We start from the raw sequence: 22441 nt of genomic DNA, 5'->3' as shown, positions 1-22441 counted from the left end.
ACGTCTACTTTTCCCAAAAAAGATTTTGATTCATGTCCGAACATTCGTGATTCATTTGTCCGTTTGACTGTTTTCTCCATTTACTCGTGACAAAATAACAAAAGGTAAGTTTTGCAGAAAACAACGGTTCGGGCATCGGACTTTTCCGATATTTGATTTCACTCGAAGGGATTGGACATGTACTCAGAAGAACGACGGCGCCAAATAGCTTCTCTTACGGCGGTAGAGGGGCGCGTCAATGTCACTGAGCTGGCCGCCCGGTTTGATGTCACTGCTGAGACCATTCGACGAGACTTGGCAGTGCTCGACCGCGAGGGAGTCGTTCATCGAGTCCATGGTGGCGCAGTAGCAAACCAAACATTCCAAACCACCGAATTTAGTTTGGACACTCGTGCGCGTTCGGCATCCGGAGCTAAAAACTCCATTGCCCATGCTGCCTTGTCGTATCTACCAGAATCCCATGGCGGGATGTTCCTTGATGCAGGCACCACCACAGCTGCGCTAGCAGAGCTCCTATCAGTACAACCAGCCGCAAAGCACTGGTCAATCGTTACTAATAGCCTCTCTATCGCACTAACACTGGCCAACTCGGGCCTCGACGAGATCCAGCTTCTTGGCGGAAGCGTACGCGCGATCACCCAAGCAGTTGTGGGTGACACTGCGCTACGAACATTAGCTCTCATGCGTGCAGATGTCGCTTTTATCGGCACAAATGCGCTAACGATTGATCATGGCCTTTCCACTGCAGATTCCCAAGAAGCAGCGATTAAATCAGCCATGATCACTAACGCCCATAAAGTGGTCGTCTTGTGCGACTCAACAAAAATGGGAACCGATTATCTAGTCAGTTTTGGTTCGATTAACGACATAGACGTGGTCATCACAGATTCAAATGCTCCCGAATCATTCATCAAAGCACTCCGCGAACATGATGTTGAGGTTATAACCGCGTAGGTAAACAAACGTAGAAATAAAGGGCGGGAGTCACCTGTAACAAGGTGACTCCCGCCCTTTGAGCTCCTAGGCCCAGACTTAAGGCTGGATGATAGCCCTCACAGCAGCACGCGCTTCTTTAGCGCCCTCGGCATCTAATGCCGCCTCTGCTGCTTTCTTGCAGGTTTCCATATCAACAGCAGCAAGCTGAGCACCAACGCCAGCGATAGCCGTCGAAGCAGCGGATAGCGAGTTAACACCCAATCCGGTAAGTACACAAGCCAACAGCGGGTCAGCAGCGGCCTCGCCACAAACACCCACAGCAGTATCAAAGCGAGCGCCCTCTTTACACGTGTGCGCGATAAGGCGCAATACCGCTGGTTGCCACGGGTCGGTCAGGTATGCCAGCTGCGGAGACATACGATCCGCCGCCATGGTGTACTGGGTGAGGTCATTTGTACCAATCGAGACAAAATCAAGATGTGGCATAAGCTTGTCAGCCATCAAAGAAGCCGCTGGGACTTCAATCATGGCACCGGCGACCAAACCACGGTCTGCGCATAGCCCCGCAAACCATTTCGATTCACGAGCAGTTGCCACCATCGGCGCCATAACCCACGTCGGTGAATGCTCATCACGACCAAGATCCGCGGCTGCCTTGGCAATAGCATCAAGCTGTCGCGTCAGAAGAGCCTCATTGGCACGCGCTACCCGAAGCCCCCTCACTCCAAGAGCTGGGTTCATTTCATCTGCCATTGAAGCGAAAGCAACAGGTTTATCAGAACCGGCATCTAGCGATCGGACGACAACCTTAGAATCTGGGAACTGCTCCAAGACCTTCTTATAGACCTCTGCTTGCTCCTCAACGCTTGGCTCCTCCGTTGCGGTGAGGAAGCACATCTCAGTACGGAACAGACCGATGCCTTCAGCCTGGCTATCAGTGGCTGCAATGCGAGCGGCTTTGCCATCTTGCACATTGGCCAGTAGCTGCACGCGGTGCCCGTCTTTGGTGGTTGCTGGCCCTCGCCATTGCGCAATACGCTCTGCGAGTAGCTTGGATTCTTGCTCCGCTGCACGGGCGGTTTCCGGGTCCGCTTTAAGAGTCACGGTCCCCAGGGCGCCGTCGACAAGCACAGGCTCGCCGAGCTGTACCTTATGAATCTTCTCGCCAGCTGCAACGATACAAGGTACGTTTAGCTGCCGAGCGATGATAGCGGTATGGCTGGTCGGTCCGCCTAGCTCAGTGACTAGCCCCACAAAAAAATCGGTGTCCAGCGCGGCGGTATCCGCAGGAGAAAGATCATCTGCGAAAAGCACAACCTGCTCTTCAACGTCCGGGAGGCCTGGTTCTGGCTCGTCGCGAAGCTGCGCGATAACACGATCACGGATATCACGGAGGTCTGTGGTGCGCTCGGCCATAATTCCGCCGGCAGCCTCAAACAACGAAACAAATTTAGTGGTAGCCGCAACAACGGCATATTCAGCCGGATGGCCACCTTGTGTGCCTTTTTTCACAGCCTTTCTCCAGCCACAATCATTGACCATGCCTGCAGTGGCTTTCAGGACCTCCGAAGCAGCGCCCTCTGCGCGTTGTGAGCGATCAAGCAAACGCTTAGCGACGACGTCCGCAGCGGTTGTAAAACGTTCAAACTCAGCCTCGCGCAGGGACTCCTCGATCACTTCACCAGCCTGCGGTAACTCGGGACGCGGGCTAATCCACACAGCTTTTGCGTAGCGAACACCAGATACCACTCCAGTGCCCTTAAAAACTGTGTCAGTTGCAACGTTATTCAAGGTTTCCACCCATCTTCACAGTTGAAGTTCATTCTTTTTACACATCACCACAAACTCAACATTTCCGCAACCAAACAAACAGGGAACTATTGACAAACAGACACAAGTGGGCATAAATTGGGCATTGATTTCAACATTTTTCCAGCAGAAACGGTAAAAACGGCGGAAATCAACATGCTTCAACTCTTCACAAAACGCCAATTTTGTTAGGAGGTGACTATGGCCACCGTCGAAGAGGTTCAGCTTAGACAGTCCGCAATTGTCACTCTTACCAATGATTTAGGTCGTTGTAGCGTGACACAGCTTTCTCGACAATTTTGTGTCACGCCCGAGACAATCAGACGCGATTTAAAAAGCCTTGAGCACCAAGGTTTACTAACGCGAGTCCACGGCGGTGCCGTGTCTGGTTTCCCCATGCCTCACGTAGAAATACTTGCGGTAGATGATGACGACGACCTTCCCATCCATCAAACACAACGGCGTAAACAAGCTATCGCTCATGCAGCGCTACCCCTGATCCCCAGCCCAAACGCGGCTATCTTTATTGATGCAGGATCAACCACGGAGAGCTTCGCAGGTGTTTTAGCTCGCAACTACGTGGGACAGAACTGGTTAATTGTTACCAATTCGCCGAACGTGGCTAAAACCCTTAGCGGAGCTGGCGTTCCCGATGTGATGATCCTCGGTGGGACGCTTAAAGGTAGAACTCAAGCGATTGTTGGTGAAAGAGCGGAAGCGTCCTTACGCACTCTTAAAGCAGACATCGCATTCATGGGGACAACCGGTCTCAGTATCAAAACAGGGCTGACCACGTCCGATCCGCGAGAAGCTTCCATCAAAGCGACCATGATCGCGCAATCTCGTTGCATAGTCGCGCTATGTGACTCCGGGAAACTTCATCGAACTTCTGACATCACGTTCGCCAGCATTGACGACATCGACTTCCTAGTAACCGATCGGCATGCCCCGCGACAGCTACAAGACAGCTTCAACACATTCAACACCCAGGTGGTGATCCCGTGATACTTACATTCACGCCCAATCCAAGCATTGACACAACGCTTACCCTTGATACCGCTTTACAGCGCGGCTCTGTGCAGCGCCCGGTCTCCAACAAAAGCGTAGCTGGCGGAAAGGGGGTAAATGTATCTCAAGCACTAGCAAAAGCGGGACAGGAAACCATTGCGCTATTCCCCTCCGCAGCCAACGACCCTTTTATAGAGTTGGTCAAACAAGCCGACATTCCAGGGCATGCAGTACCGGTCTGCGGGCATGTTCGAGTCAACACTGCTGTGACAGAGCCTGACGGAACGACAACAAAGTTCAATGATCAAGGAGCACAACTAGATTCCACGAACATTGAAGCTTTAGAATCCGAGCTCCTTGCCTTTTCTCGACGCGCATCTTGGGTCGTTCTCTCTGGTTCATTGCCCCCCGGAGCACCAATAAATTGGTACTCCCAACTGGTGGAAAAGCTGCAACAAGAGATCCCGGGAATCAATATCGCAGTTGATACCTCTGATAAGCCGCTGGTTGCGCTAGCCACTGACTTTAATAAGGTCGCACCCACGATAATCAAACCGAATGGCATGGAACTAGGTCAGCTAGTTGGCGCTGAGAACATAGATTTTGAAGCCGAAGCTGAAAAAGGAAACTACGAGCCAGTAGTCTCCGCAGCAGAAGAGTTAATAAAACAGGGGCTAGAAGCCGTACTAGTAACGCTGGGCGCTTCCGGAGCGGTACTTGTCTCCGCTACCGGAGCATGGATTGCTCAACCGCCAGCAACCACCGTCGTCTCCACTGTCGGGGCTGGCGATTGCACCCTCGCTGGCTTTATCATGGGACAAAGCACAGGTTTATCCCAGGCCGAGTCCCTGGCGCTAGGCGTCGCCTATGGCAGCGCAGCCGCGGCCTTACCTGGCACTACTATCCCAACTCCTGATCTCATAGACGTAGCTGGGACTCGAGTCTTCGCTTTTATTAACCTTACTCAGAGCACCTCCGAGTAAGGTCTGGCGCTGCTCTAGCCACTCCTCCCCTCTATCACACAGTTTACCTTCCACCACCACGTTGAAGGACAGCTCTTTCTCATCGTCCTTGACGCGAACGGAAGCATAGTCTCAAGGAAAACCATGGCTCAACCTGTAATCACTGCCTCGCTGGTGCGGTTGGACGCTGAGTTCGGTCCAACTCCAACCGATGTTATTTCTTCCCTCGCCACCATCGTCGCAGACGCTGGCCGTACCGATCACGCAGAAACACTCCTCGCTGATGCCCTCGCGCGAGAAGAAAAATCTAGCACCGGTGTCCCTGGTGGGATTGCTATCCCACATTGCCGCTCCGAATCTATCCACACACCAACCCTTGCTTTTGCACGACTCACAGAAGGCGTGGATTTTGGCGCTCCTGACGGTGCAGCTTCCCTTATCTTCTTAATTACAGCACCTGCTGGAGGAGGAAAAGAGCACTTAAAGATCCTTTCCAAACTCGCCAGGGCCCTCGTCCGAAAAGATTTTGTCGACGCATTACACAGCGCTACTTCGGAAGAACACGTGGTTGAGTTGGTAAATGCGGTCATTCACCCAGCTCCAGTCACGAATACCCCGGAAGTTTCCCATGATTCAGAAGCTGCAACGATTAATACAAAGCATGTCACTCGTATCGTTGCGGTAACAGCATGCCCCACCGGCATAGCCCATACGTACATGGCCGCAGATTCCCTCAGTCAAGAAGCCGCCAAACGCGACGATGTTGAGTTGGTGGTAGAAACCCAAGGATCTTCAGCAGTTACGCCTGTCCCCCAAGAAACGATTGATGCTGCGGACGCCGTGATTTTTGCCACCGATGTTGGTGTAAAAGACAGGGAGCGCTTTGCAGGTAAACCGCTAGTCGCATCTGGGGTTAAACGGGCTATCAACGAGCCAGTAGCAATGTTGGAGGAAGCCGTTCTCGCTGCACAGAATCCACAAGCTCGCAAAGCCTCAGGCGTTTCATCTTCCAGGCAAACAGCCGATGCTTCAGCAGGAAGTGGAGGCCTGAGCCTAGGCAAGAAGGTGCAGCAGTCGATCATGACTGGTGTCTCCTACATGGTTCCTTTTGTTGCCGCAGGCGGACTCCTCCTTGCATTGGGATTTCTCTTTGGTGGGTATGACATAGCCAATGGTTGGAAGACAATTGTTAGTGAGTATTCGATTACCAATCTGCCTGGCAATACTGTAGCTATCGACGGCTCCGACATAACCTTTGACCGCTCAGGGCTACTGCTTTATCTTGGCGCTGTCCTCTTTGCGACCGGTCAAGCAGCAATGAGTTTTATTGTGGCAGCGCTGTCTGGCTATATTGCTTATGCTCTGGCAGGACGCCCCGGTATCGCCCCCGGTTTTGTCGGTGGCGCCATCTCCGTGACCTTGGGTGCGGGCTTTATTGGTGGCCTCGTTACTGGTTTATTGGCTGGCGTCATTGCGTTGTGGATTAGCTCCTGGAAAGTACATAGGATTGTCCAATCACTTATGCCAGTGGTCATCATTCCGCTTCTCACCTCGCTGCTCATAGGCCTCATCATGTTCCTCCTCTTAGGACGCCCCTTGTCTGCAGCCATGATGGGGCTGCAAAACTGGTTAGGAACGATGTCCGGCTCTTCCGCTGTTCTTTTAGGCATCATCCTTGGCTTAATGATGTGCTTTGATCTAGGCGGACCAGTCAATAAGGCTGCCTACCTCTTTGCCACAGCAGGCTTGTCCACAGGCGACCAGGCTTCTCTACAGATCATGGCAGCAGTCATGGCCGCCGGAATGGTCCCCCCGATTGCTCTATCCCTTGCCACGCTTATAAGGAAAAACCTTTTCACCCCAGCAGAGCAAGAGAACGGCAAATCTGCTTGGTTGCTCGGTCTTTCCTTTGTTTCTGAGGGAGCCATTCCTTTCGCTGCAGCCGACCCACTACGAGTCATCCCATCAATGATGGCTGGCGGCGCAGTCACCGGAGCGATAACCATGGCAACGCACACCATCTCTCGGGCTCCCCACGGCGGAATTTTTGTTTCCTTTGCCATCGAGCCCATCTGGGGCTTCGTCCTCGGGATCGTAGCTGGTGTGATTGTTTCCGCGTTTTCTGTCATCGCGCTAAAAAGCTTGTGGCCCAACAAAGTGGCAGAGCAGGCAGCTGCCAAAGCCCAAGCATAGAACTATCTCGTAATGCTCTCCCGTGGAGCGTCAAACACTCAAACGCAAAGCATTATGACAATTCTATGCCCGTTTAATGGAAAAACCGACAGAATCGGAATAGAATCGGGCATAGAACCTACCGAGGAAAACTCTAATCATGGTTTTTGTGCACTGTGCGGCTCTTATGCGAGGCTCTCATACGCATGAAAAACTAAGATTTAAGGCCCTCTAAGGACAAAGAAAAGCGTTAGGATTCAGCATCCTAGAGCTGGATCCAGCACTATGAAAGGAATATTCCATGGCTTCTAAGACTGTTGCAGTCGGCTCCGCAGTTGGCCTCCACGCACGCCCAGCTTCCATCATCGCAGAGGCAGCCGGCGAGTTCGATGAGGAAATCTTCCTTGCCCTTGAGGGAGAAGACGATGATGAAACCGATGCAGCTTCATCCTTGATGATCATGGCCCTCGGCGCAGAAAAAGGCGATAAAGTCACCGTAACTTCTGAGAACGCAGAAGCAGTTGAGAAGATTGCAGCCTTGATCGAAAAAGATCTTGACGCTGAATAGTCCTTTTCTAGTAAAGCGCTGAGGCTAGGTACGCTACCCCCTCAGCGCTTTACTTATGCGCTGGTTAAGCGACTAAAGTCGCGTTGAATATTCCGATTCCTAACATGAACACTCCCCCTGCATTATCAGTGTGGAATACTTGCGAAATATTTTTGTTGACATGTCATATAAAATGTTTTCCAAACACTTTCGATAATAAGAAGGAACCACCATGCAATTCGGAATTTTCACGATCGGCGATCTCACCCCCAACCCTATTACTGGCAAGACCCCCACAGAGCACGAACGCATTAACCGAATCACCGAGATAGCCCTCAAAGCGGAAGAAGTAGGACTCGATGTCTTTGCTACCGGTGAACACCACAATCCACCTTTTGTGCCTTCCTCACCCACGACGCATCTGGGATATATCGCCGCCAAAACCTCCAACATCCAGCTTTCGACCTCAACTACGCTTATCACAACAAATGACCCAGTAAAGATCGCCGAAGACTACGCATTCCTCCAGCATCTTGCGCAAGGCCGGGTCGATCTCATGCTAGGACGTGGAAACACCGGCCCTGTTTATCCGTGGTTTGGCAAAGACATCCGCGACGGCTTACCGCTAGCAGTAGAAAACTATCATCTTCTCCGCAGGCTATGGCGCGAGCCAGTTGTTAATTGGCACGGTAAATTCCGTACACCGCTACAGGGTTATACCTCTACCCCGGCCCCGCTCGAAGATATACCGCCTTTTGTGTGGCATGGTTCCATCCGCTCCCCACAAATCGCCGAACAAGCGGCCTATTACGGTGACGGCTTCTTTCACAACAATATTTTTTGGAACAAAGAACACACAGCCAAAATGGTCAAGCTCTATCGCAAACGCTATGAGTCATATGGCCATGGCCAAGCCGACCAAGCAATTGTTGGTCTTGGCGGACAGGTATTTATCGCTGAAACAGAATCCGAAGCCAAACGCATTTTCCGGCCTTACTTTGATAATGCTCCTGTCTATGGTCACGGCCCGTCACTAGAAGAATTCTCCTCATTAACGCCCCTAACCGTAGGCACAGTTGAACAAGTCATTGAGAGAACGATGCACTTTGCAGACTGGGTCGGCGATTATCAGCGCCAAATGTTCCTAATCGATCATGCGGGACTTCCGCAAGAAGTTGTTTTGAAACAGATTGAGATTTTAGGAAAAGACGTGGTTCCTGAATTGCGTAAGCGCATGGAAGCTCGCCGTCCAGACCACGTTCCCAGCAATCCTCCTAGCCACCGCTGGCTCGCTGAGCACCGGGATTCTCCACACTTCCTCGTTGATCCAACGTCTAAGGAGTCTTAAGTTATGCGCTCTCTTGTTGTCATATCAGCAGGTTTATCCACGCCCTCATCCACCTCAAATGTCAGCGATACCATCGCTCGTGCTGTATCTGCGGCTGTCACTGCGCGTGGTGAGTCTTTAGAGATTCATCTAGTCGAGCTATCTGAATTGATCCCGGATCTCAGCACCGCATTGTCGACGGGCATCGGGACACCACGACTAGAAGAAGTCAAGCAAAAATTATCGTCTGCAGATGCCCTGGTGGCGGTGACCCCCGTCTTTAAGGCAAGCTACTCCGGATTATTCAAAACTTTTTTTGATGTTCTTGATGCAGAAGCGCTCGTCGATATGCCGGTACTTATCGGCGCTACTGCAGGCGCTGCACGGCATTCCTTGGTTCTCGACTTCGCTTTGCGTCCCTTGTTTACCTATATGCGCGCAATAGTTGTGCCTACAGGGATTTTCGTTGCTACAGAAGATTTTGGTGGCGTCGAGTCAGAGGCGATTCACATAAGAATTCAACGAGCTGCCAACGAGTTAGCAGAGCATATGGTCAATGTCTCCTCGCAAGTAGATGGTCTCGGAGATTTTGTTCTCAGCAAAGAAACGAGACGACACAGTAGGATCGACCCTCAGGAAAATTTGACTCCGTTTAGTGAGCTACTCCGGGGACACACTGGTTCTTAAATCCAAGTAGCCGGGGCAAAGAGGCAAACAAGCTTAGGAATACGACCAATACAAGCGAGTCACACGTTCTTCCTCTTGCTCCGACATCACCGTGTACTCTTCCCAGCGAAGCAGCCCTGGTTCCCCGCATTCTGATACTCGTTTCTCCAGTTCACTCCACAGCATGGGAAGATCAGAATACGACCCCCTATGTTCCATAAATGCTGCGGCAGTGCTTGGTGTTTTCCATGTAGCCATCGCCCCTACCTGGCCAGGAAGATACTCGTGATGAGCATCGTCAGAAGTCTCGCACGCAGCCTCCAGCAAGGGCCAGTCTTTCGGGGACACCACAAATGCTGGAGCCATGTGTATTACTCCATCTGAGATCTCATAGTAATAAGCCACTTGGGCAGCAGGCGCCATTCCGTGCTTTTTAAACAGATCCCCGAGAGCTGTATATGCTGGCTCAAACACCGTAGGAATCTCCAAGAGCGGGACCTTATAGTGGATTCCAACAAGGAGCCGGTTCTCAATCACTGACTGTTGTATATGTTCCATGAGGGTCCCCTCCTATTCATGACCTCTATGGATACACGGTACACGTACGCCGGCTATGTTCTCATAGAAAATAGCGCAGGCCAGTATCCTGATCAAGAATCAGCGATCAGGATACTGGCCTGTTGTTAAAATCGTGCTGTTTGTCCCTCGCCAACGCGGGTGTACAACCATCGCAGGATTGGGTAGAAGACGATGATGCCCATGGAACCCCAAGCGATACCTTGAAGCTCAACGCCGAAGACTGTGAGAGTCAGATTTCCGATTCCCGCAATAAGTGCCACGGCTGCAGCGGTAAGATTCACCGGGTTATTAAAGTTGACCTTGTTGTCTTGCCAAATCCGCACGCCAAGCATTCCGATAAGGCCGTACAAGACGATGGCCGCACCACCGAGAACGCCCGTAGGAATAGTGAAAATGAGCGCCCCGAACTTCGGGATAAAAGCCAAGACGACTGCAGTCAAAGCCGCAATCCAATAAGCAGCTGTTGAGTAAACTCGCGTTGCTGCCATAACACCGATGTTTTCTGCATATGTGGTGGTACCTGATCCGCCAAAGCCTCCGGCGAAAGTAGTTCCTAGACCATCCGCGATGAGTGCGTCGCCAGCCAAATCGTCTAGATCACGCCCGGTCATCTCGCTCACGGCTTTGACGTGTCCTACGTTCTCCGCGATAAGAACGATCACTACCGGCAAAGTCACCAGGATGGTGTGCACCGTAAATTGCGGTGTGTGGAACTGCGGTAACCCGATCCATGCAGCATCGTGAATAGCGGTAGTTGCACCTTCGGAAAGATTTCCGGTCAGAGCAGCAAAAACCCAGCCTATGATGACGCCAATGAGGATCCCCAGCCTGGCGACCATTCCGCGCCCAGCAACCGTGAAAAAGAGGATCGCAGCCAAAGTTACCGTTGCTACCAGTGGCTGCGCTTGGAAATTAGAGGTAGCCGCCGGAGCAAGGTTAAGCCCGATGAGCGCGACAATGGCACCCGTGACAGCAGGTGGCATAACAAGATCGATAACTCGTTTACCGGCAGCTTTGACTATAAAACCCACCGCGATGAGCACAAGACCCGTGACCACTACGCCACCCAGCTGGACAGCGATACCTTCACTTTGAGAGGCAATCAGCGGCGCAATAAAGCCAAACGAGCTACCCAAATAAGAGGGAAGCCGGTTTCGAGTGATCAGGAGGAACAGCATGGTGCTGATTCCGGAGAAGAGCAAGGTGGTATTCACAGGGAACCCGGTCAGGGTGGGCACCAGCAACGTTGCGCCGAACATTGCAATTACGTGCTGCATGCCGATACCTACGGTCCGACCCCAACTCAATCGTTCTTCTGGTGCTACTACGGCACCAGGGGCAATCGTCTTACCGTCGCCGTGAAGGGTCCATCCCCAGGAAGTTTTGCTCACGAGCCTTTATTATCACCCCCAAAGGGGCTTTTCTCCAAGAAAGTGGGGGCACCATGTACGGTTTTCGCCCCCACCTCGGATTATTAGGCAGAAGTAACCTGGTACTCCCCTAGTTCTGATGCCAAAGAATGCGGTAGGCGGACGTCGATAAGCGTGCCTTCCGCGTGATATTCCTCAGACAAAACCGTTCCAAATTTGTGGAGCCGCGACACGATATCTCCCCGGGTAAAGGGGATCAGCAGATGAACATGTGCGTCTAGCGTATTCAGGAAAAGCTCGATACGAGCTTCCAGCTCAGGAATGCCGTCGCCTTCTTGCGCCGATACAAACACCACGTCATCCAACGCGTGGCGCAGCTCTGCAAGGATCAATGGATCTGCCTGATCAATCTTATTGACCACGATGATCTCTGGTGGCGCTTCTACTTTCAGCTCCCGCACAATGTCAGAGATCACTCCGTTAACAGCTTTGATCTGTTCCAGCGGGAAAGGATCGGAACCGTCAACAACGTGGAGGACAAGGTCTGCCCCCACGACCTCTTCAAGGGTAGACCGGAATGCTTCCACTAGCTGGGTGGGCAAGTGACAGACAAAACCCACGGTATCGGTAAAGACCACGGATCGGCCGTCGGCAAGCTCAGCGCGCCTGGTGGTCGGATCCAGGGTCGCAAACAGTGCGTCCTCCACAAGCACGCCCGCACCAGTAAGAGCATTGATAAGGGATGATTTTCCAGCGTTGGTATAGCCGGCGATCGCGATCTGAGGAATCGTAGACTCGCGACGTTGCGAGCGTTTCACTTCCCTCGCTGTTTTCATACCAGCGATTTCTTTACGCAATTTAGCCATGTCTGAACGAAGGCGACGACGATCTGCCTCGATCTTTGTTTCACCGGGTCCACGCAGGCCTACGCCACCATTGGAGCCTGCTCGGCCACCCGCTTGCCGAGACAATGCCCCACCCCAACCGCGAACTCGGGTAATGAGGTATTCCATCTGTGCCAATGACACCTGAGCTTTACCCTCTTTGCTCTTAGCGTGCTGGGCAAAGATATCAAGGATCAGCATCGTTCGGTCGATGACCTTAACATCTAGGGCTTTTTCCAGCGCAATCATCTGTCCCGGCGAGAGTTCACCATCGCACACCACGGTATCCACACCGGTAGACATCACGATGTCTTTAAGCTCTACTACTTTACCGGAACCGATATAGGTTCCTGGGTCAGGCTTATCACGCTTTTGATAGAGCATGTCCACAACTTCCGACCCTGCTGTCTCAGCCAGAGCTGCAAGTTCCTGCATAGTGGCTTCTACTTCTGCAGTAGTTCCTTGCGTCCACACACCGACAAGAATCACACGTTCTAGGCGTAATTTTCGGTACTCAACGTCATAGCCGTCATCTTGGTCTGTCGCATGGATACTTGAGCCTCGGGTGAGGCTGCGCAGGCTGGATCGAGCTTCTAGATCAAGCTCACCAACAGTAGGCCGCTTGGTCTCCGACACACCAGACGAGGACGCTGCTCCATCTGCATGCCGAGAACTAAGAAGCCCAGATTGATCTACTCCAGAATCTTCATACGGTGCTACAGGCCGATGGTCCCTGAAGGCTTGGTCAAGGAGGTCATCATGCGCGGTTCCTAGCTGCTCTGATGAATGATCGGAGTTGAGGATCTGGTCGTGAATTGGGGTTTCATTATTTTTAGTCATCGTTACCGACTATTGTCGCATGTTGAATAGCCCGACACTAGTACTTTGCACCGATGATCTTTGTTAGCGAACGCAGCAAAAACGTAGCACAAGAGCCAACCTCACATGTTTTTCTGTGACATACAACCGTGCTCGTCTATGTCTCGTCGTAACGCAGTGTCAGCCTCCGTGAGTAAGAAGAACTCCTGAGAAATAGTTCCAATGCCATCAATAGGGTCACAAAGGGATACAATCAGACGCTATGAGCACTGATCTCTTGAGCATTGGTATGACCTTTGACAAGTGGCAGGATGCCGTTGAAGCAGCCATCGCCACCGATAAACTTGCCGTGACCGGCGAAGTCCGTGGTGGACAGCTTATTCAGTATGCAGACGACTCCGGCGCACAAATTAATATCCTGGCGGTCGAGCCGTTTGCAACTTTTGCTGGCTTCGACTCCGTTACTCAATCATTCGCGCATATCTCCATGGTGAATGACGTCCTCGCATTGTGCGAAATTGTTGATTACAACGGGCAAGAAGTCACAACAGTGGCCTGCAATCTTGCGCAAGGGCCTTTGCTTGTCGACGAGCCCGAGCAGCGTTGGCAACAACTAGGCTTATCTGCTCTCGCTTTCGACGTGATCACGTATCCGACTATCACAGACTTTGAACAGGCCTCCCCCGAGATCCTGGGAACGGTAGTCAGCGAGGGCGCTCTTACAGTGATGTCTGGCAATGGCACTGCCGCCCCTGATGCTTTTGCAACTTTTAACGTCCGTGTCTTGTCAGCCGAGTACAGAACGAATACCCTCACAGGTTCACGGTTTATCCATGCAACCGTCGACGGGCCTTTCCCCTTTGACGTCTGTTTGCCCGACGCAGCTTCTCTGCCAGAACGTGACTCCGTCATCTCAGGCAAAGCCGTGTTGGTGGGATCCGTGTCCGTTCCAGAATCAGGTGGATGTGGTTCCGGCGGCGGATGCGGTTCTGGTGGCTGCGGCTGTGGTGGACACTGATCTCCCGATTATTTCTTTGCCCACCCCTTACTTAGTTTTAGGCCATATCATCTCATAATCGCGCAGCAACTTGATGCCAAAGGAACGATAAATAATGCCGGAATTCGCTGGAATTAGCGACGCAGGACGTAGGCCGCTCTGGCCTTACATCGCGATCTCTTTTGCTTGTGTCTGCCTCGTTATATGGCTCAAGTTTCCCGGAGTGATGCTCTCTATCATCATTATCGGCGCAACAACCTTCATGACTCAGCACCGTCCCAATACACGGGAGATAGATTCTCTCCGTGCTTCCATCCGGCTCACACTTGAGGATATACAAGATATCCTCACGCAGTATGACAGGTTTGAGACGGGTACGGACATGGAGTCGATCGCAGATCGCACCCTCTATCGTCCTGCGCTTCTGGACCCAGAAAGCAGCGACCCGGATATTGAGGCTTTCCATTATCTTCGGAAGACCTCGCGCCGATTCCTGACCCGCGCCGATGGACACCTCACTAAGGCGTTGGCCATCGGGCAACTAGAGAAAATCCTTGAGGTTACAGACCGTCGTGCCTCTGATTTTGAGGAATCGTGGATTGCCGCACGACGCGCCGCAAAACGGCTGAGTGAGAATTAGCCTCACCTTTTACCAGCAAACGCCCGCACCGATATGTCTCGGTCCGGGCGTTTATTCATCTAACGGGTTTATGCGCTTAAACCGCGGGTATCCAGCTGGCCCCACGCAACGATTTTCGAGGGACCCCGCAAAACGGAGGTGTCTCCTTGGATTGTCACGCTGACACTGCCACCAGGAATATATACCACCACGTGGCCGTCGACAAGCCCAGCATCAGCTAGCGCCGAGCGCGCCGCAGCGACGGTACCGGTGCCGCAACTGCGGGTCTCTCCCACGCCACGTTCATACACACGCATATGGATCTGCGATTGTTGATCGAGTTCCGTAAGCAGCTCTACGTTGACTCCCTCTGGGAAAAACTCGCCGTCAATAACAGGCTGCACCAGATCAACCTCTGATAAGCCTTCCGGAGTCAAACCCGGAACCACACAGGCAAGATGTGGATTGCCCATATCCACGCCCATACCTGCGTATGAGGCCGTACCGATACGACATGTTGAGATACCGGTGACCTCGGCTGGTCCCATATCAACGCTAACGTCAGCATCCGTTGCACTAAAGGAGTGGACCGAAACGGTACGAACTCCTTCACGAGTGCCAATACTAAAGTCATCTGCATCGACTAAAGCTCGCGACCTCAGCCAATGGGCAAACACGCGTATTCCATTACCGCACATCTCTGCAGCGGAGCCATCCGCGTTGTAATAGTCCATAAAATAGTCAGATGGGTCTAGCCCTTCCGGGGCTTGGGCAAGCACACCGGAATCCAGCAATGCCCCAACACGAGCAACGCGTAAAACACCGTCTGCGCCCACGCCCGCTCGACGATCGCACATGGCGCTTATGATCTGAGGCGTCAACGGTAGCTTCGCGTCAAGATCCTCGATAATTACAAAGTCATTTTCAGTCCCATGGCCTTTAGCAAACGAGATCTGCTGAGGTAGTTCATGTGTCACAGTCACGTTAGCAATGATAACGCTTGCGACGACGTGTCTTCAGCAGCATCAATCCAGGAGATACGAGGATCACGATTAAACCAGCTTCTTTGCCTGCGCACATATCTGCGAGTCCCCGTGATCGTCCGATCTACTACCTCATCCCAGGTCAAATCACCTGCCATTCCCTGTAAAACCTGCGCGTATCCGATCGCCCGTCCCGCCGTCGAATCAGCTACCAATCCTTTGTCTAACAACGATTCAACCTCTGCGACAAAACCATGCTCGAACATGAGACGAGTGCGCACCTCAATACGAGGATTAAGCCAATCACTGTGCGTACATAGGCCTAGAATTCGCGTCCCCCAACGAGGAGCACCATTTTTGGGCGGCTGTCTGGCTTGAAATGGCTGACCAGTAAGCTCAATGACTTCCAACGCCCGGACTGTCCTGCGAGGATCTTTGTCTTCGATGATCTCCGCCGCAGCGGGATCGAGTAGCGCCAGCTCGCGATGCAACGCGTCAATACCGATTTCAGCCAGTTTTGCTTCCCATCGAGACCGTACTTTCTTATCGGTGGGGGGAAATTGCCAGGCGTCGACAAGCGCTTGCACATACAGCATCGATCCCCCCACGAGAATGGGGGTTTTCCCACGCGCCATGATGTCTTCCACATCGCGCACGGCGTCTTGTTGGAACCTTGCTACCGATGCAGTCTCTGTGACCTCCCAAACATCAAGCTGGTGGTGAGGGATCCCTTCGCGCTCAGGAATAGAAAGTTTAGCTGTGCCAATATCCATGCCTCGATAAAGCTGCATCGAGTCAACATTGACTATCTCTCCGTCTAGCTCGTGCGCTAAAGCAATACCAAGAGCTGACTTCCCCGACGCTGTAGGACCAACGACGGCGATGGGACGTATTCCGGCTGCATCCTGGTGACCCGGTTTTTCCTTGTGCATGCTACTTTCTCTGTGCTGTGTAACCGCTATTGACACCTGCTTCTCCTACCCGCTGCTGTGCCTTTCCATACTGCAACAAATCTTCCTACGCCCAAAGACGAATCAGACAAAGCTAAAAACGCTTCTTCTACTTCCAGCCCACTGAGTTCATGCCACAAGTCTGGATGCACTACCCCACCGTTTTCTTGGGTAACCAGCGCATTGAATTTCTCTTTTCCGCGTCATCGTGGAGAGCATGAGGTCCCCCTGCCAACAGTTTCTCCATGAGCTGGTGGGTTTCTTCCCCCGCATCAAGCAAAGCAAGTGGTGCCCGTTCAGTTAACCCAGCGGAACCATCAACCACCACAATCGTGAGTGCTCCACCGCGCGGTTGACCCAGACGCGGTCTGATCTCTGCCACGTCCACCGTAGGGTTATCCGCTAGAAAAGGCTCCGCAATATAACGAGCGATAAGTTCAGAAAGATAAAACCCCTTCCCCACATTCACGTGGGGGCGCCCCATGCTTTGAAACTGCCTTTTACGTTTGTACGGAAGTTGGTATCACATGCACCAACAATGTCTATCGACGCAGGAGACAAGTCTGCAATCATGTGACGCGCACATTCGCGCAACGCACTTGAGGCCGCATCAGGAGATAACTCTGAGACAAGCGCTGGGCTGCTCGGAATAATCAACACGGCCCACGGTTTCGTTTCACATTTTCCACGACTTTCCACCGCGGTATCCGTATCAATACTCACCACAACTGCCTTCCCACTACCTTCCACATTGCACGTACGCAACGCTTTCAGAGCTAAGCCTAAACGTGGGTCTTGAGAGAACCAACCTGCATGCGCTCAGTTGCTGAGAATGTCACGCTTGATTTTGCGGCAGTGTCATTGCGAAACCTGTAAGTTTATTGAAGTGAAACATAAGGCATACTCGGAATAGGAGATTCCTCTCCTTGTGCTTCTGTTAAAGCTTCGGCAGCCGCGACGCGCGGCACGATGAATAGAAAGACGGACTAGCGTTATGAGCTCTAACACTTCCCCCAAGCCAGGCCCCACCCCAGGTCCTCGTCCCGGTCCTCGACCAGGAGCTGTTCCGGGGCCACTCCCTGGTGCACATGCAGCGCATTCAGCGCCTGCAGTCCCTGTTGCACCGCAGAACGACCCCAGCAAATGGGGTCGCGTGGAAGAAGACGGCACTGTCTTTGTCACCTACAAAGGCACCGACCGAGAGATCGGGTCCTGGCAAGCGGGCACCCCGGCTGAAGGCCTCGCCCACTACGGGGCTCGCTTCGACGATGCCGCTACGGAAGTTGCCTTGTTAGAAGCACGGCTTAAGACGCATCCTGGCGACGCGGATCACATCAAGCGCAAGGCTGCAGAAATCCTGGAGACCCTGCCTACCGCAGCGTTTATTGGCGACATCGAATCGCTTGAGCGACGTTTGGGCACCATCATCAATGGCGCAGACGACGCAGGAGAAAAAGCACGCGAGGAAAAACAGCAGCACCGCATCAAAGCAATCGCTCGCAAGGAAGAACTCGCAGCTGAAGCAGAAGACCTAGCCGAGAACTCGACGGATTGGAAGACTGCCGGCGACCGTATCCGCGAGATCCTCGATGAGTGGAAGAGCATCAAGGGGATTGATCGCAAAACAGACGATGAACTGTGGAAGCGCTATTCACGTGCGCGTGACGCTTTTAATCGTCGTCGTGGTTCTCACTTTGCTGAGTTGGATCGTGGCCGAGCAGCAGCACGCAAGGTGAAGGAAGAACTCGTAGTCAAAGCCAACGAGATTAAGAATTCCACTGACTGGAATGACACGGCTAAGACGTTCAGGGATCTTATGACCTCTTGGAAGACCGCCGGACGGGCTCCCCGTGAGGTAGACGACAAACTGTGGAATGCTTTCAAAGAAGCTCAGGATTACTTCTTTAACGCGCGTCATGCGGTTAATGAGGAACGAGATCGAGAGTTCAGCGCTAACGCCGACGCAAAGGATGCTCTCCTTGCGGAATACTCTCAGCTCATCGATCCTTCCAAGGATCTCGACGCAGCCCGTAAGAAGCTACGCGAGTTGCAAGAGAAATGGGAAGAAATCGGTTATGTGCCACGTGACCGGGTACGCGAGTTTGAGGATAAAATCTCCAAGCTTGAGCGCAGGGTAGAAGATGCCGCTGATGCCCAGTGGCGCCGTACCGACCCAGAGGCACAGGCCCGCGCCTCCCAGTTCACCGCCAAAGTCGAAGAGTTTAATGCGCAAGCCGCAGAGGCTGAGGCTAAAGGCAACTCCAAGAAGGCTGCACAATTGCGCGAGCAGGCGCAGCAATGGCAAGAATGGGCTAATGCGGCACTCAATGCGGTAGAAAACCGCTAGAATTGGCTAGATGCTGAAGCTTTACCAAATCGAACGGCCGGAGCACACCAACTCGTCTCACATCGAGCCGAGTGATCTGCTTCGGTCATTCACTTTTCCTCTAATCTAGCGACACAAGACATCAGCGGGGATAACTCCACGTCTTCCACCGTTGCCTCTGTTATCCAACAAATTCATGGTTCTCCTGCTCAACGAACAATTATTGTTGTTGCTGTCCAGACAGAGCCTCAGGCGCCGACATATCCAATCGGTGAGCTAGGTTTAGAGATGCTTCCTTGCACTGATCATTCTTTACCGGATTCAGAGGAAAGCACTGTTGGTTATCCAGTCGGATACCTAGAAATTGACGTGCCGCTGCAGTCAAATCTTTCTTCAATCGCGTGCGACATCATCCTGGATGCGGAGCTTCAGCCCCTGCCCGCAGAACAGCCAAGCGACGAGGCACGCGAAGGCGTCCGCTTCTTGTTGGAATCTCTCCCCTCGCTTGCGGAAAAGCTAGGTCGTCCCATCATCCAATTGTGGAAGCTCATGCCCGCGGAGCCGACTCCTTATAGAGCAGTTTCCTCGAGTCAGTCATCCATGAACAAGGCTTTGTCCAAGGTCTGGATGAGATTCAAGGATATGTACCCGCTCAGGATTATCCCACAGAGATTCCTGAAGATTGTGAATCCCTCACCTACTACGATCATGCGCCGCCACATGATATCGTCGACAGCCTCCTGTCGCTATTCGATCAAGCAGCCCACGACATACCGGTAGGCACATTAACTAGGAAGCCACGCCCCTGGACTAGGGAAAGGCTAGAACAAGCAGCTGAAACAACTCGCCATCGCGGAAACCAAGTAGTTTCTACCGTGCTCGTGCACCAAGGAAGGGCCATCGCTTTCAGCGAGGCTTCTCGACGCGCCGACGCATCTCCTTCTGTCGCCGAACAAAGCTTTACCCTTGTTCTACGCGAATATAGGGGAAAGCATCTGGGCACGCTGATCAAAACGCTCTGTATAGCGGAAGCGCTTCGTCGATGGCCTCATATCAAGCGTATATATACCGAGATGGCCACGTACAACGTGGCCATGCAAACGGTTAATAACCAACTTGGGTTTACACACGTAGCTGCAGTACGCGCATGGGAGAAAAAACTAGTTTAACCGGGGACTGGCTTTATCGGTTGTCTTTGTCGGTTCCACGTTCCTGGTTCTTCTTGTGCTTCGCTGCAGCTAACCGACGCCGATCATCAACAAATAATGGGTTGTCTTTCGGCATATTCGCCTGGTCGGCTATGCGCAGAGAGCGCTGTGCATAGCCGACCTCATCGAGGTTTTCATGTTCTGCCCGCGCCTGAGCAACCTTTGCTTGTTCATCGCTTCGAGCAAAGATAATCAAGCTTAAAAAGAAGACCAGAATAATCGTGGCTGCCACTTCCAATAACAAGCCGATTCCGATACCGGTCTGTCCTTGAAACTCTTTACTTGGCAGCCTCATCCATAAGCAGAACAAGGAAACCAGCAGGGAGATTCCACCAAGTAGATAGCATACATTGGCAGCTAAAGTACGTCGGAATAATAACGTCAAGCCATTAAGGACAACGACGGACAATGTCCCCACATACACAAAGATGTGCTCCGCCACCTTGACTGAGCCATAGTCGCCGGGGATGAGTAGCTGTACCCCGCGAATTCCACCTGTATGAGGTAGCGCAAGGCCAACAAGAAAAAGGATAAGAGCCACAAGCATGCCGGCATGCGCGCCATCCGTTGATACACGACGAGAAACGGTCTTCTCTTCACGTGCTAACTGGCTAGCAGAAACTGGCTCTTGTTTTGCTTCAGACACTACTGCCTTCTCCTATTAACGACTCAATAATGCTGCGCACAGTGCGCAAACAGATGTAATGTGCTTCCCTGACTTAGCAGCCACAAGCATCCTGCGACGCGGACTTCTGTGCACTTGGTGCACCTATTGAAGGTAATCCTAGCCCAATGCCGACAGGCGCAGTCGTAGGTACTTTTCCAGCGGCGCTCATATCACCGGCTTTTGTACGACGATGCGAGATAACGCCAGAATCTGCAATTAAGAAGTGCGGCGCCGCGCTAGTGACCGTAGTGACAACAATGTCGCCTGAGCGGATCTCCCCATCCGTGACACCTTCTGGGGAAAAATGTACCAGTCTGCCGTCACGGGCACGTCCGGTGAGCCGGTTTGTCTTATTGTTCTTCCGTCCGCCTTCAGCCTGCACCAAAAGCTCAACCTCTGTGCCAATCAGCTTCTGGTTTTCTTCGAGAGACACTCGCTCTTGCAGCTCTAGGAGACGCTCGTAGCGTTCCTGCACCACTTTTTTTGGTATCTGATTTTCATATTCTGCTGCAGGTGTTCCCGGACGAGGGCTGTATTGGAAGGTATAAGCACTCGTAAAACGGGCTTTTTCTACCACGTCCAGTGTCGCCTGGAAATCTTCTTCAGTCTCACCTGGGAAACCAACAATGATGTCTGTGGTTATCGAGGCATAAGGTATCTTCGCCCTTACCTCATCCAAAATCGCAAGGAATTTCTCTGATCGATACGAGCGACGCATCTCTTTCAAGACCTTGTCCGAACCAGATTGAAGCGGCATGTGCAGCTGCGGACAAATATTAGGAGTCTCCGCCATGGCGTCAATGACGTCGCTAGTAAATTCGGCCGGGTGTGGACTGGTAAAACGCAGTCGTTCGAGCCCTTCGATATCACCGCAAGCCCTCAGAAGCTTAGAAAAAGCGGAACGATCACGCTCAATCGAAGCATCCGCGAAGTTAACACCATAGGCGTTAACGTTTTGCCCAAGCAGCGTTACCTCAGACACACCCTGTTCCACGAGTGCTTGAACCTCTGCCAGGATGTCGCCGGGACGGCGATCGGCTTCTTTACCGCGCAGTGAGGGCACGATACAGAACGTGCACGTATTGTTGCATCCGACGGACACCGACACCCATCCCGCATATGCAGACTCTCGCTTTGTGGGAAGGACGGAGGGGAATTGCTCCAAGGAATCTACGATCTCTACCTGAGCACGGTTGTTATGCTCCGCACGATCAAGCAACGCTGGCAACGAACCAATGTTATGCGTGCCAAAAACCACGTCTACCCAAGGCGCTTTCTTAACAACGGTGTCCTTGTCTTTTTGCGCTAGACAACCGCCCACGGCGATCTGCATCCCAGGGCGTTCCACTTTGGTTGCGCGTAATTGCCCCAGGGTGCCGTAAAGGCGCATATCAGCGTTTTCTCGGACAGCACAGGTATTAAAGACCACCAGATCTGGTTCATCACCAGCTGCTACGGGTGAGTATCCGGCGTCTTCAAGAAGCCCAGAAAGTCTTTCAGAGTCGTGGACGTTCATTTGGCAACCGAAGGTTCGCACCTCATACGTCTTACCCACGCCCACAGTTGTTTTCTCGGACTTCTCGTTCTTCATCTGCACATCTTTTGTTGACAA

General features: G+C 52.5%; 20 protein-coding genes and 1 pseudogene. 12 read left to right on the top strand and 9 right to left on the bottom strand.

All coding sequences use genetic code 11. The features are described from left to right. Nucleotides 1–177: 177 nt before the first annotated feature. Nucleotides 178–954, top strand: coding sequence for a DeoR/GlpR family DNA-binding transcription regulator (locus ET810_RS02695; protein ID WP_013911699.1), 777 nt, complete (start codon nucleotides 178–180; stop codon nucleotides 952–954). Between the two features lie 78 nt (nucleotides 955–1032). Here the strand turns inward: ET810_RS02695 and ptsP are convergent, their stop codons facing one another. Beyond that, complete coding sequence (ptsP, locus tag ET810_RS02690) at nucleotides 1033–2736, bottom strand: phosphoenolpyruvate--protein phosphotransferase (protein WP_134315932.1); 1704 nt, start codon at nucleotides 2734–2736, stop codon at nucleotides 1033–1035. Between the two features lie 210 nt (nucleotides 2737–2946). On the opposite strand from ptsP, the gene ET810_RS02685 reads away from it, so the two are divergent. From ET810_RS02685 to ET810_RS02660, 6 genes are all read left to right on the top strand, one after another. Further along, nucleotides 2947–3750 carry a DeoR/GlpR family DNA-binding transcription regulator gene (locus tag ET810_RS02685; RefSeq protein WP_087454119.1) on the top strand — a complete coding sequence of 268 codons (804 nt, stop codon included), beginning with the start codon at nucleotides 2947–2949 and terminating at the stop codon, nucleotides 3748–3750. After that, nucleotides 3747–4736: a 1-phosphofructokinase family hexose kinase gene (locus ET810_RS02680; RefSeq protein ID WP_087454120.1), complete on the top strand. Its 990-nt coding sequence runs from the start codon at nucleotides 3747–3749 to the stop codon at nucleotides 4734–4736. Before ET810_RS02685 ends, ET810_RS02680 begins: the two co-directional genes overlap by 4 nt. Before the next feature lie 123 nt (nucleotides 4737–4859). Beyond that, complete coding sequence (locus ET810_RS02675) at nucleotides 4860–6908, top strand: PTS fructose transporter subunit IIABC (protein WP_134315933.1); 2049 nt, start codon at nucleotides 4860–4862, stop codon at nucleotides 6906–6908. Nucleotides 6909–7188: 280 nt separating this feature from the next. Continuing rightward, nucleotides 7189–7455: an HPr family phosphocarrier protein gene (locus ET810_RS02670; protein WP_013911704.1), complete on the top strand. Its 267-nt coding sequence runs from the start codon at nucleotides 7189–7191 to the stop codon at nucleotides 7453–7455. 211 nt (nucleotides 7456–7666) lie between these two features. Then, nucleotides 7667–8782: a CE1758 family FMN-dependent luciferase-like monooxygenase gene (locus ET810_RS02665; RefSeq protein WP_134315934.1), complete on the top strand. Its 1116-nt coding sequence runs from the start codon at nucleotides 7667–7669 to the stop codon at nucleotides 8780–8782. 3 nt (nucleotides 8783–8785) lie between these two features. Further along, entirely contained in the window at nucleotides 8786–9448 is a 663-nt protein-coding gene (locus ET810_RS02660; RefSeq protein WP_134315935.1) for an FMN reductase, read from the top strand. 33 nt (nucleotides 9449–9481) lie between these two features. Here ET810_RS02660 and ET810_RS02655 read toward each other — a convergent pair whose 3' ends face one another. From ET810_RS02655 to hflX, 3 genes are all read right to left on the bottom strand, one after another. After that, nucleotides 9482–9985 (bottom strand): hypothetical protein, encoded by a 504-nt coding sequence (locus ET810_RS02655; RefSeq protein ID WP_087454123.1) that lies wholly within the window; start codon nucleotides 9983–9985, stop codon nucleotides 9482–9484. A 125-nt stretch (nucleotides 9986–10110) separates the two neighbouring features. Continuing rightward, nucleotides 10111–11397: a uracil-xanthine permease family protein gene (locus ET810_RS02650; protein WP_134315936.1), complete on the bottom strand. Its 1287-nt coding sequence runs from the start codon at nucleotides 11395–11397 to the stop codon at nucleotides 10111–10113. A gap of 83 nt (nucleotides 11398–11480) precedes the next feature. Then, the gene (gene hflX / locus ET810_RS02645) at nucleotides 11481–13100 is read right to left on the bottom strand and encodes a GTPase HflX (protein ID WP_134315937.1); all 1620 of its coding nucleotides are present in this window, start codon (nucleotides 13098–13100) and stop codon (nucleotides 11481–11483) included. Nucleotides 13101–13341: 241 nt separating this feature from the next. On the opposite strand from hflX, the gene ET810_RS02640 reads away from it, so the two are divergent. Together ET810_RS02640 and ET810_RS02635 are read left to right on the top strand one after the other, a co-directional pair. Continuing rightward, a complete protein-coding gene (locus tag ET810_RS02640) occupies nucleotides 13342–14097 on the top strand; it encodes a hypothetical protein (RefSeq protein ID WP_134315938.1) in 756 nt (251 codons plus the stop codon). A 94-nt stretch (nucleotides 14098–14191) separates the two neighbouring features. Next, complete coding sequence (locus ET810_RS02635; protein WP_134315939.1) at nucleotides 14192–14716, top strand: hypothetical protein; 525 nt, start codon at nucleotides 14192–14194, stop codon at nucleotides 14714–14716. A 68-nt stretch (nucleotides 14717–14784) separates the two neighbouring features. Here the strand turns inward: ET810_RS02635 and dapF are convergent, their stop codons facing one another. From dapF to ET810_RS02620, 3 genes and pseudogenes are all read right to left on the bottom strand, one after another. Further along, nucleotides 14785–15678 (bottom strand): diaminopimelate epimerase, encoded by an 894-nt coding sequence (gene dapF, locus ET810_RS02630; protein WP_087454128.1) that lies wholly within the window; start codon nucleotides 15676–15678, stop codon nucleotides 14785–14787. After that, nucleotides 15675–16610 carry a tRNA (adenosine(37)-N6)-dimethylallyltransferase MiaA gene (miaA, locus tag ET810_RS02625; protein ID WP_087454129.1) on the bottom strand — a complete coding sequence of 312 codons (936 nt, stop codon included), beginning with the start codon at nucleotides 16608–16610 and terminating at the stop codon, nucleotides 15675–15677. The genes dapF and miaA overlap by 4 nt, the downstream gene beginning before the upstream one ends. A gap of 26 nt (nucleotides 16611–16636) precedes the next feature. Continuing rightward, nucleotides 16637–17354 (bottom strand): annotated as a pseudogene (locus tag ET810_RS02620) (hypothetical protein). 268 nt (nucleotides 17355–17622) lie between these two features. On the opposite strand from ET810_RS02620, the gene ET810_RS02615 reads away from it, so the two are divergent. From ET810_RS02615 to ET810_RS12390, 3 genes are all read left to right on the top strand, one after another. Beyond that, nucleotides 17623–18975 (top strand): DUF349 domain-containing protein, encoded by a 1353-nt coding sequence (locus tag ET810_RS02615; RefSeq protein ID WP_134315940.1) that lies wholly within the window; start codon nucleotides 17623–17625, stop codon nucleotides 18973–18975. A 267-nt stretch (nucleotides 18976–19242) separates the two neighbouring features. Beyond that, nucleotides 19243–19734: a hypothetical protein gene (locus ET810_RS12395; protein WP_225870084.1), complete on the top strand. Its 492-nt coding sequence runs from the start codon at nucleotides 19243–19245 to the stop codon at nucleotides 19732–19734. Continuing rightward, the gene (locus ET810_RS12390) at nucleotides 19626–20123 is read left to right on the top strand and encodes a GNAT family N-acetyltransferase (protein WP_318655669.1); all 498 of its coding nucleotides are present in this window, start codon (nucleotides 19626–19628) and stop codon (nucleotides 20121–20123) included. The genes ET810_RS12395 and ET810_RS12390 overlap by 109 nt, the downstream gene beginning before the upstream one ends. 13 nt (nucleotides 20124–20136) lie before the next feature. Here ET810_RS12390 and ET810_RS02605 read toward each other — a convergent pair whose 3' ends face one another. Further along, the gene (locus ET810_RS02605) at nucleotides 20137–20808 is read right to left on the bottom strand and encodes an Rv2732c family membrane protein (RefSeq protein ID WP_134315941.1); all 672 of its coding nucleotides are present in this window, start codon (nucleotides 20806–20808) and stop codon (nucleotides 20137–20139) included. A gap of 73 nt (nucleotides 20809–20881) precedes the next feature. Then, nucleotides 20882–22420 (bottom strand): tRNA (N6-isopentenyl adenosine(37)-C2)-methylthiotransferase MiaB, encoded by a 1539-nt coding sequence (miaB, locus tag ET810_RS02600; RefSeq protein WP_134315989.1) that lies wholly within the window; start codon nucleotides 22418–22420, stop codon nucleotides 20882–20884. Nucleotides 22421–22441: the final 21 nt, after the last annotated feature.

The organism is Corynebacterium silvaticum (assembly GCF_004382825.2).
Classification (GTDB): domain Bacteria; phylum Actinomycetota; class Actinomycetes; order Mycobacteriales; family Mycobacteriaceae; genus Corynebacterium; species Corynebacterium silvaticum.
This window is presented reverse-complemented; position numbering and strand designations above follow the sequence as displayed.

What these genes read in the sequence shown, in the direction of transcription:
- ET810_RS02695 (WP_013911699.1), top strand. Translation starts at nt 178, where the DNA reads ATGTACTCAGAAGAACGACGGCGCCAAATAGCTTCTCTTACGGCGGTA.
- ET810_RS02685 (WP_087454119.1), top strand. Translation starts at nt 2,947, where the DNA reads ATGGCCACCGTCGAAGAGGTTCAGCTTAGACAGTCCGCAATTGTCACT.
- ET810_RS02675 (WP_134315933.1), top strand. Translation starts at nt 4,860, where the DNA reads ATGGCTCAACCTGTAATCACTGCCTCGCTGGTGCGGTTGGACGCTGAG.
- ET810_RS02670 (WP_013911704.1), top strand. Translation starts at nt 7,189, where the DNA reads ATGGCTTCTAAGACTGTTGCAGTCGGCTCCGCAGTTGGCCTCCACGCA.
- ET810_RS02665 (WP_134315934.1), top strand. Translation starts at nt 7,667, where the DNA reads ATGCAATTCGGAATTTTCACGATCGGCGATCTCACCCCCAACCCTATT.
- ET810_RS02660 (WP_134315935.1), top strand. Translation starts at nt 8,786, where the DNA reads ATGCGCTCTCTTGTTGTCATATCAGCAGGTTTATCCACGCCCTCATCC.
- ET810_RS02655 (WP_087454123.1), bottom strand. Translation starts at nt 9,985, where the DNA reads ATGGAACATATACAACAGTCAGTGATTGAGAACCGGCTCCTTGTTGGA.
- hflX (WP_134315937.1), bottom strand. Translation starts at nt 13,100, where the DNA reads ATGACTAAAAATAATGAAACCCCAATTCACGACCAGATCCTCAACTCC.
- ET810_RS02640 (WP_134315938.1), top strand. Translation starts at nt 13,342, where the DNA reads ATGAGCACTGATCTCTTGAGCATTGGTATGACCTTTGACAAGTGGCAG.
- ET810_RS02635 (WP_134315939.1), top strand. Translation starts at nt 14,192, where the DNA reads ATGCCGGAATTCGCTGGAATTAGCGACGCAGGACGTAGGCCGCTCTGG.
- miaA (WP_087454129.1), bottom strand. Translation starts at nt 16,610, where the DNA reads ATGCACAAGGAAAAACCGGGTCACCAGGATGCAGCCGGAATACGTCCC.
- ET810_RS02615 (WP_134315940.1), top strand. Translation starts at nt 17,623, where the DNA reads ATGAGCTCTAACACTTCCCCCAAGCCAGGCCCCACCCCAGGTCCTCGT.
- ET810_RS12395 (WP_225870084.1), top strand. Translation starts at nt 19,243, where the DNA reads ATGCTTCCTTGCACTGATCATTCTTTACCGGATTCAGAGGAAAGCACT.
- miaB (WP_134315989.1), bottom strand. Translation starts at nt 22,420, where the DNA reads ATGAAGAACGAGAAGTCCGAGAAAACAACTGTGGGCGTGGGTAAGACG.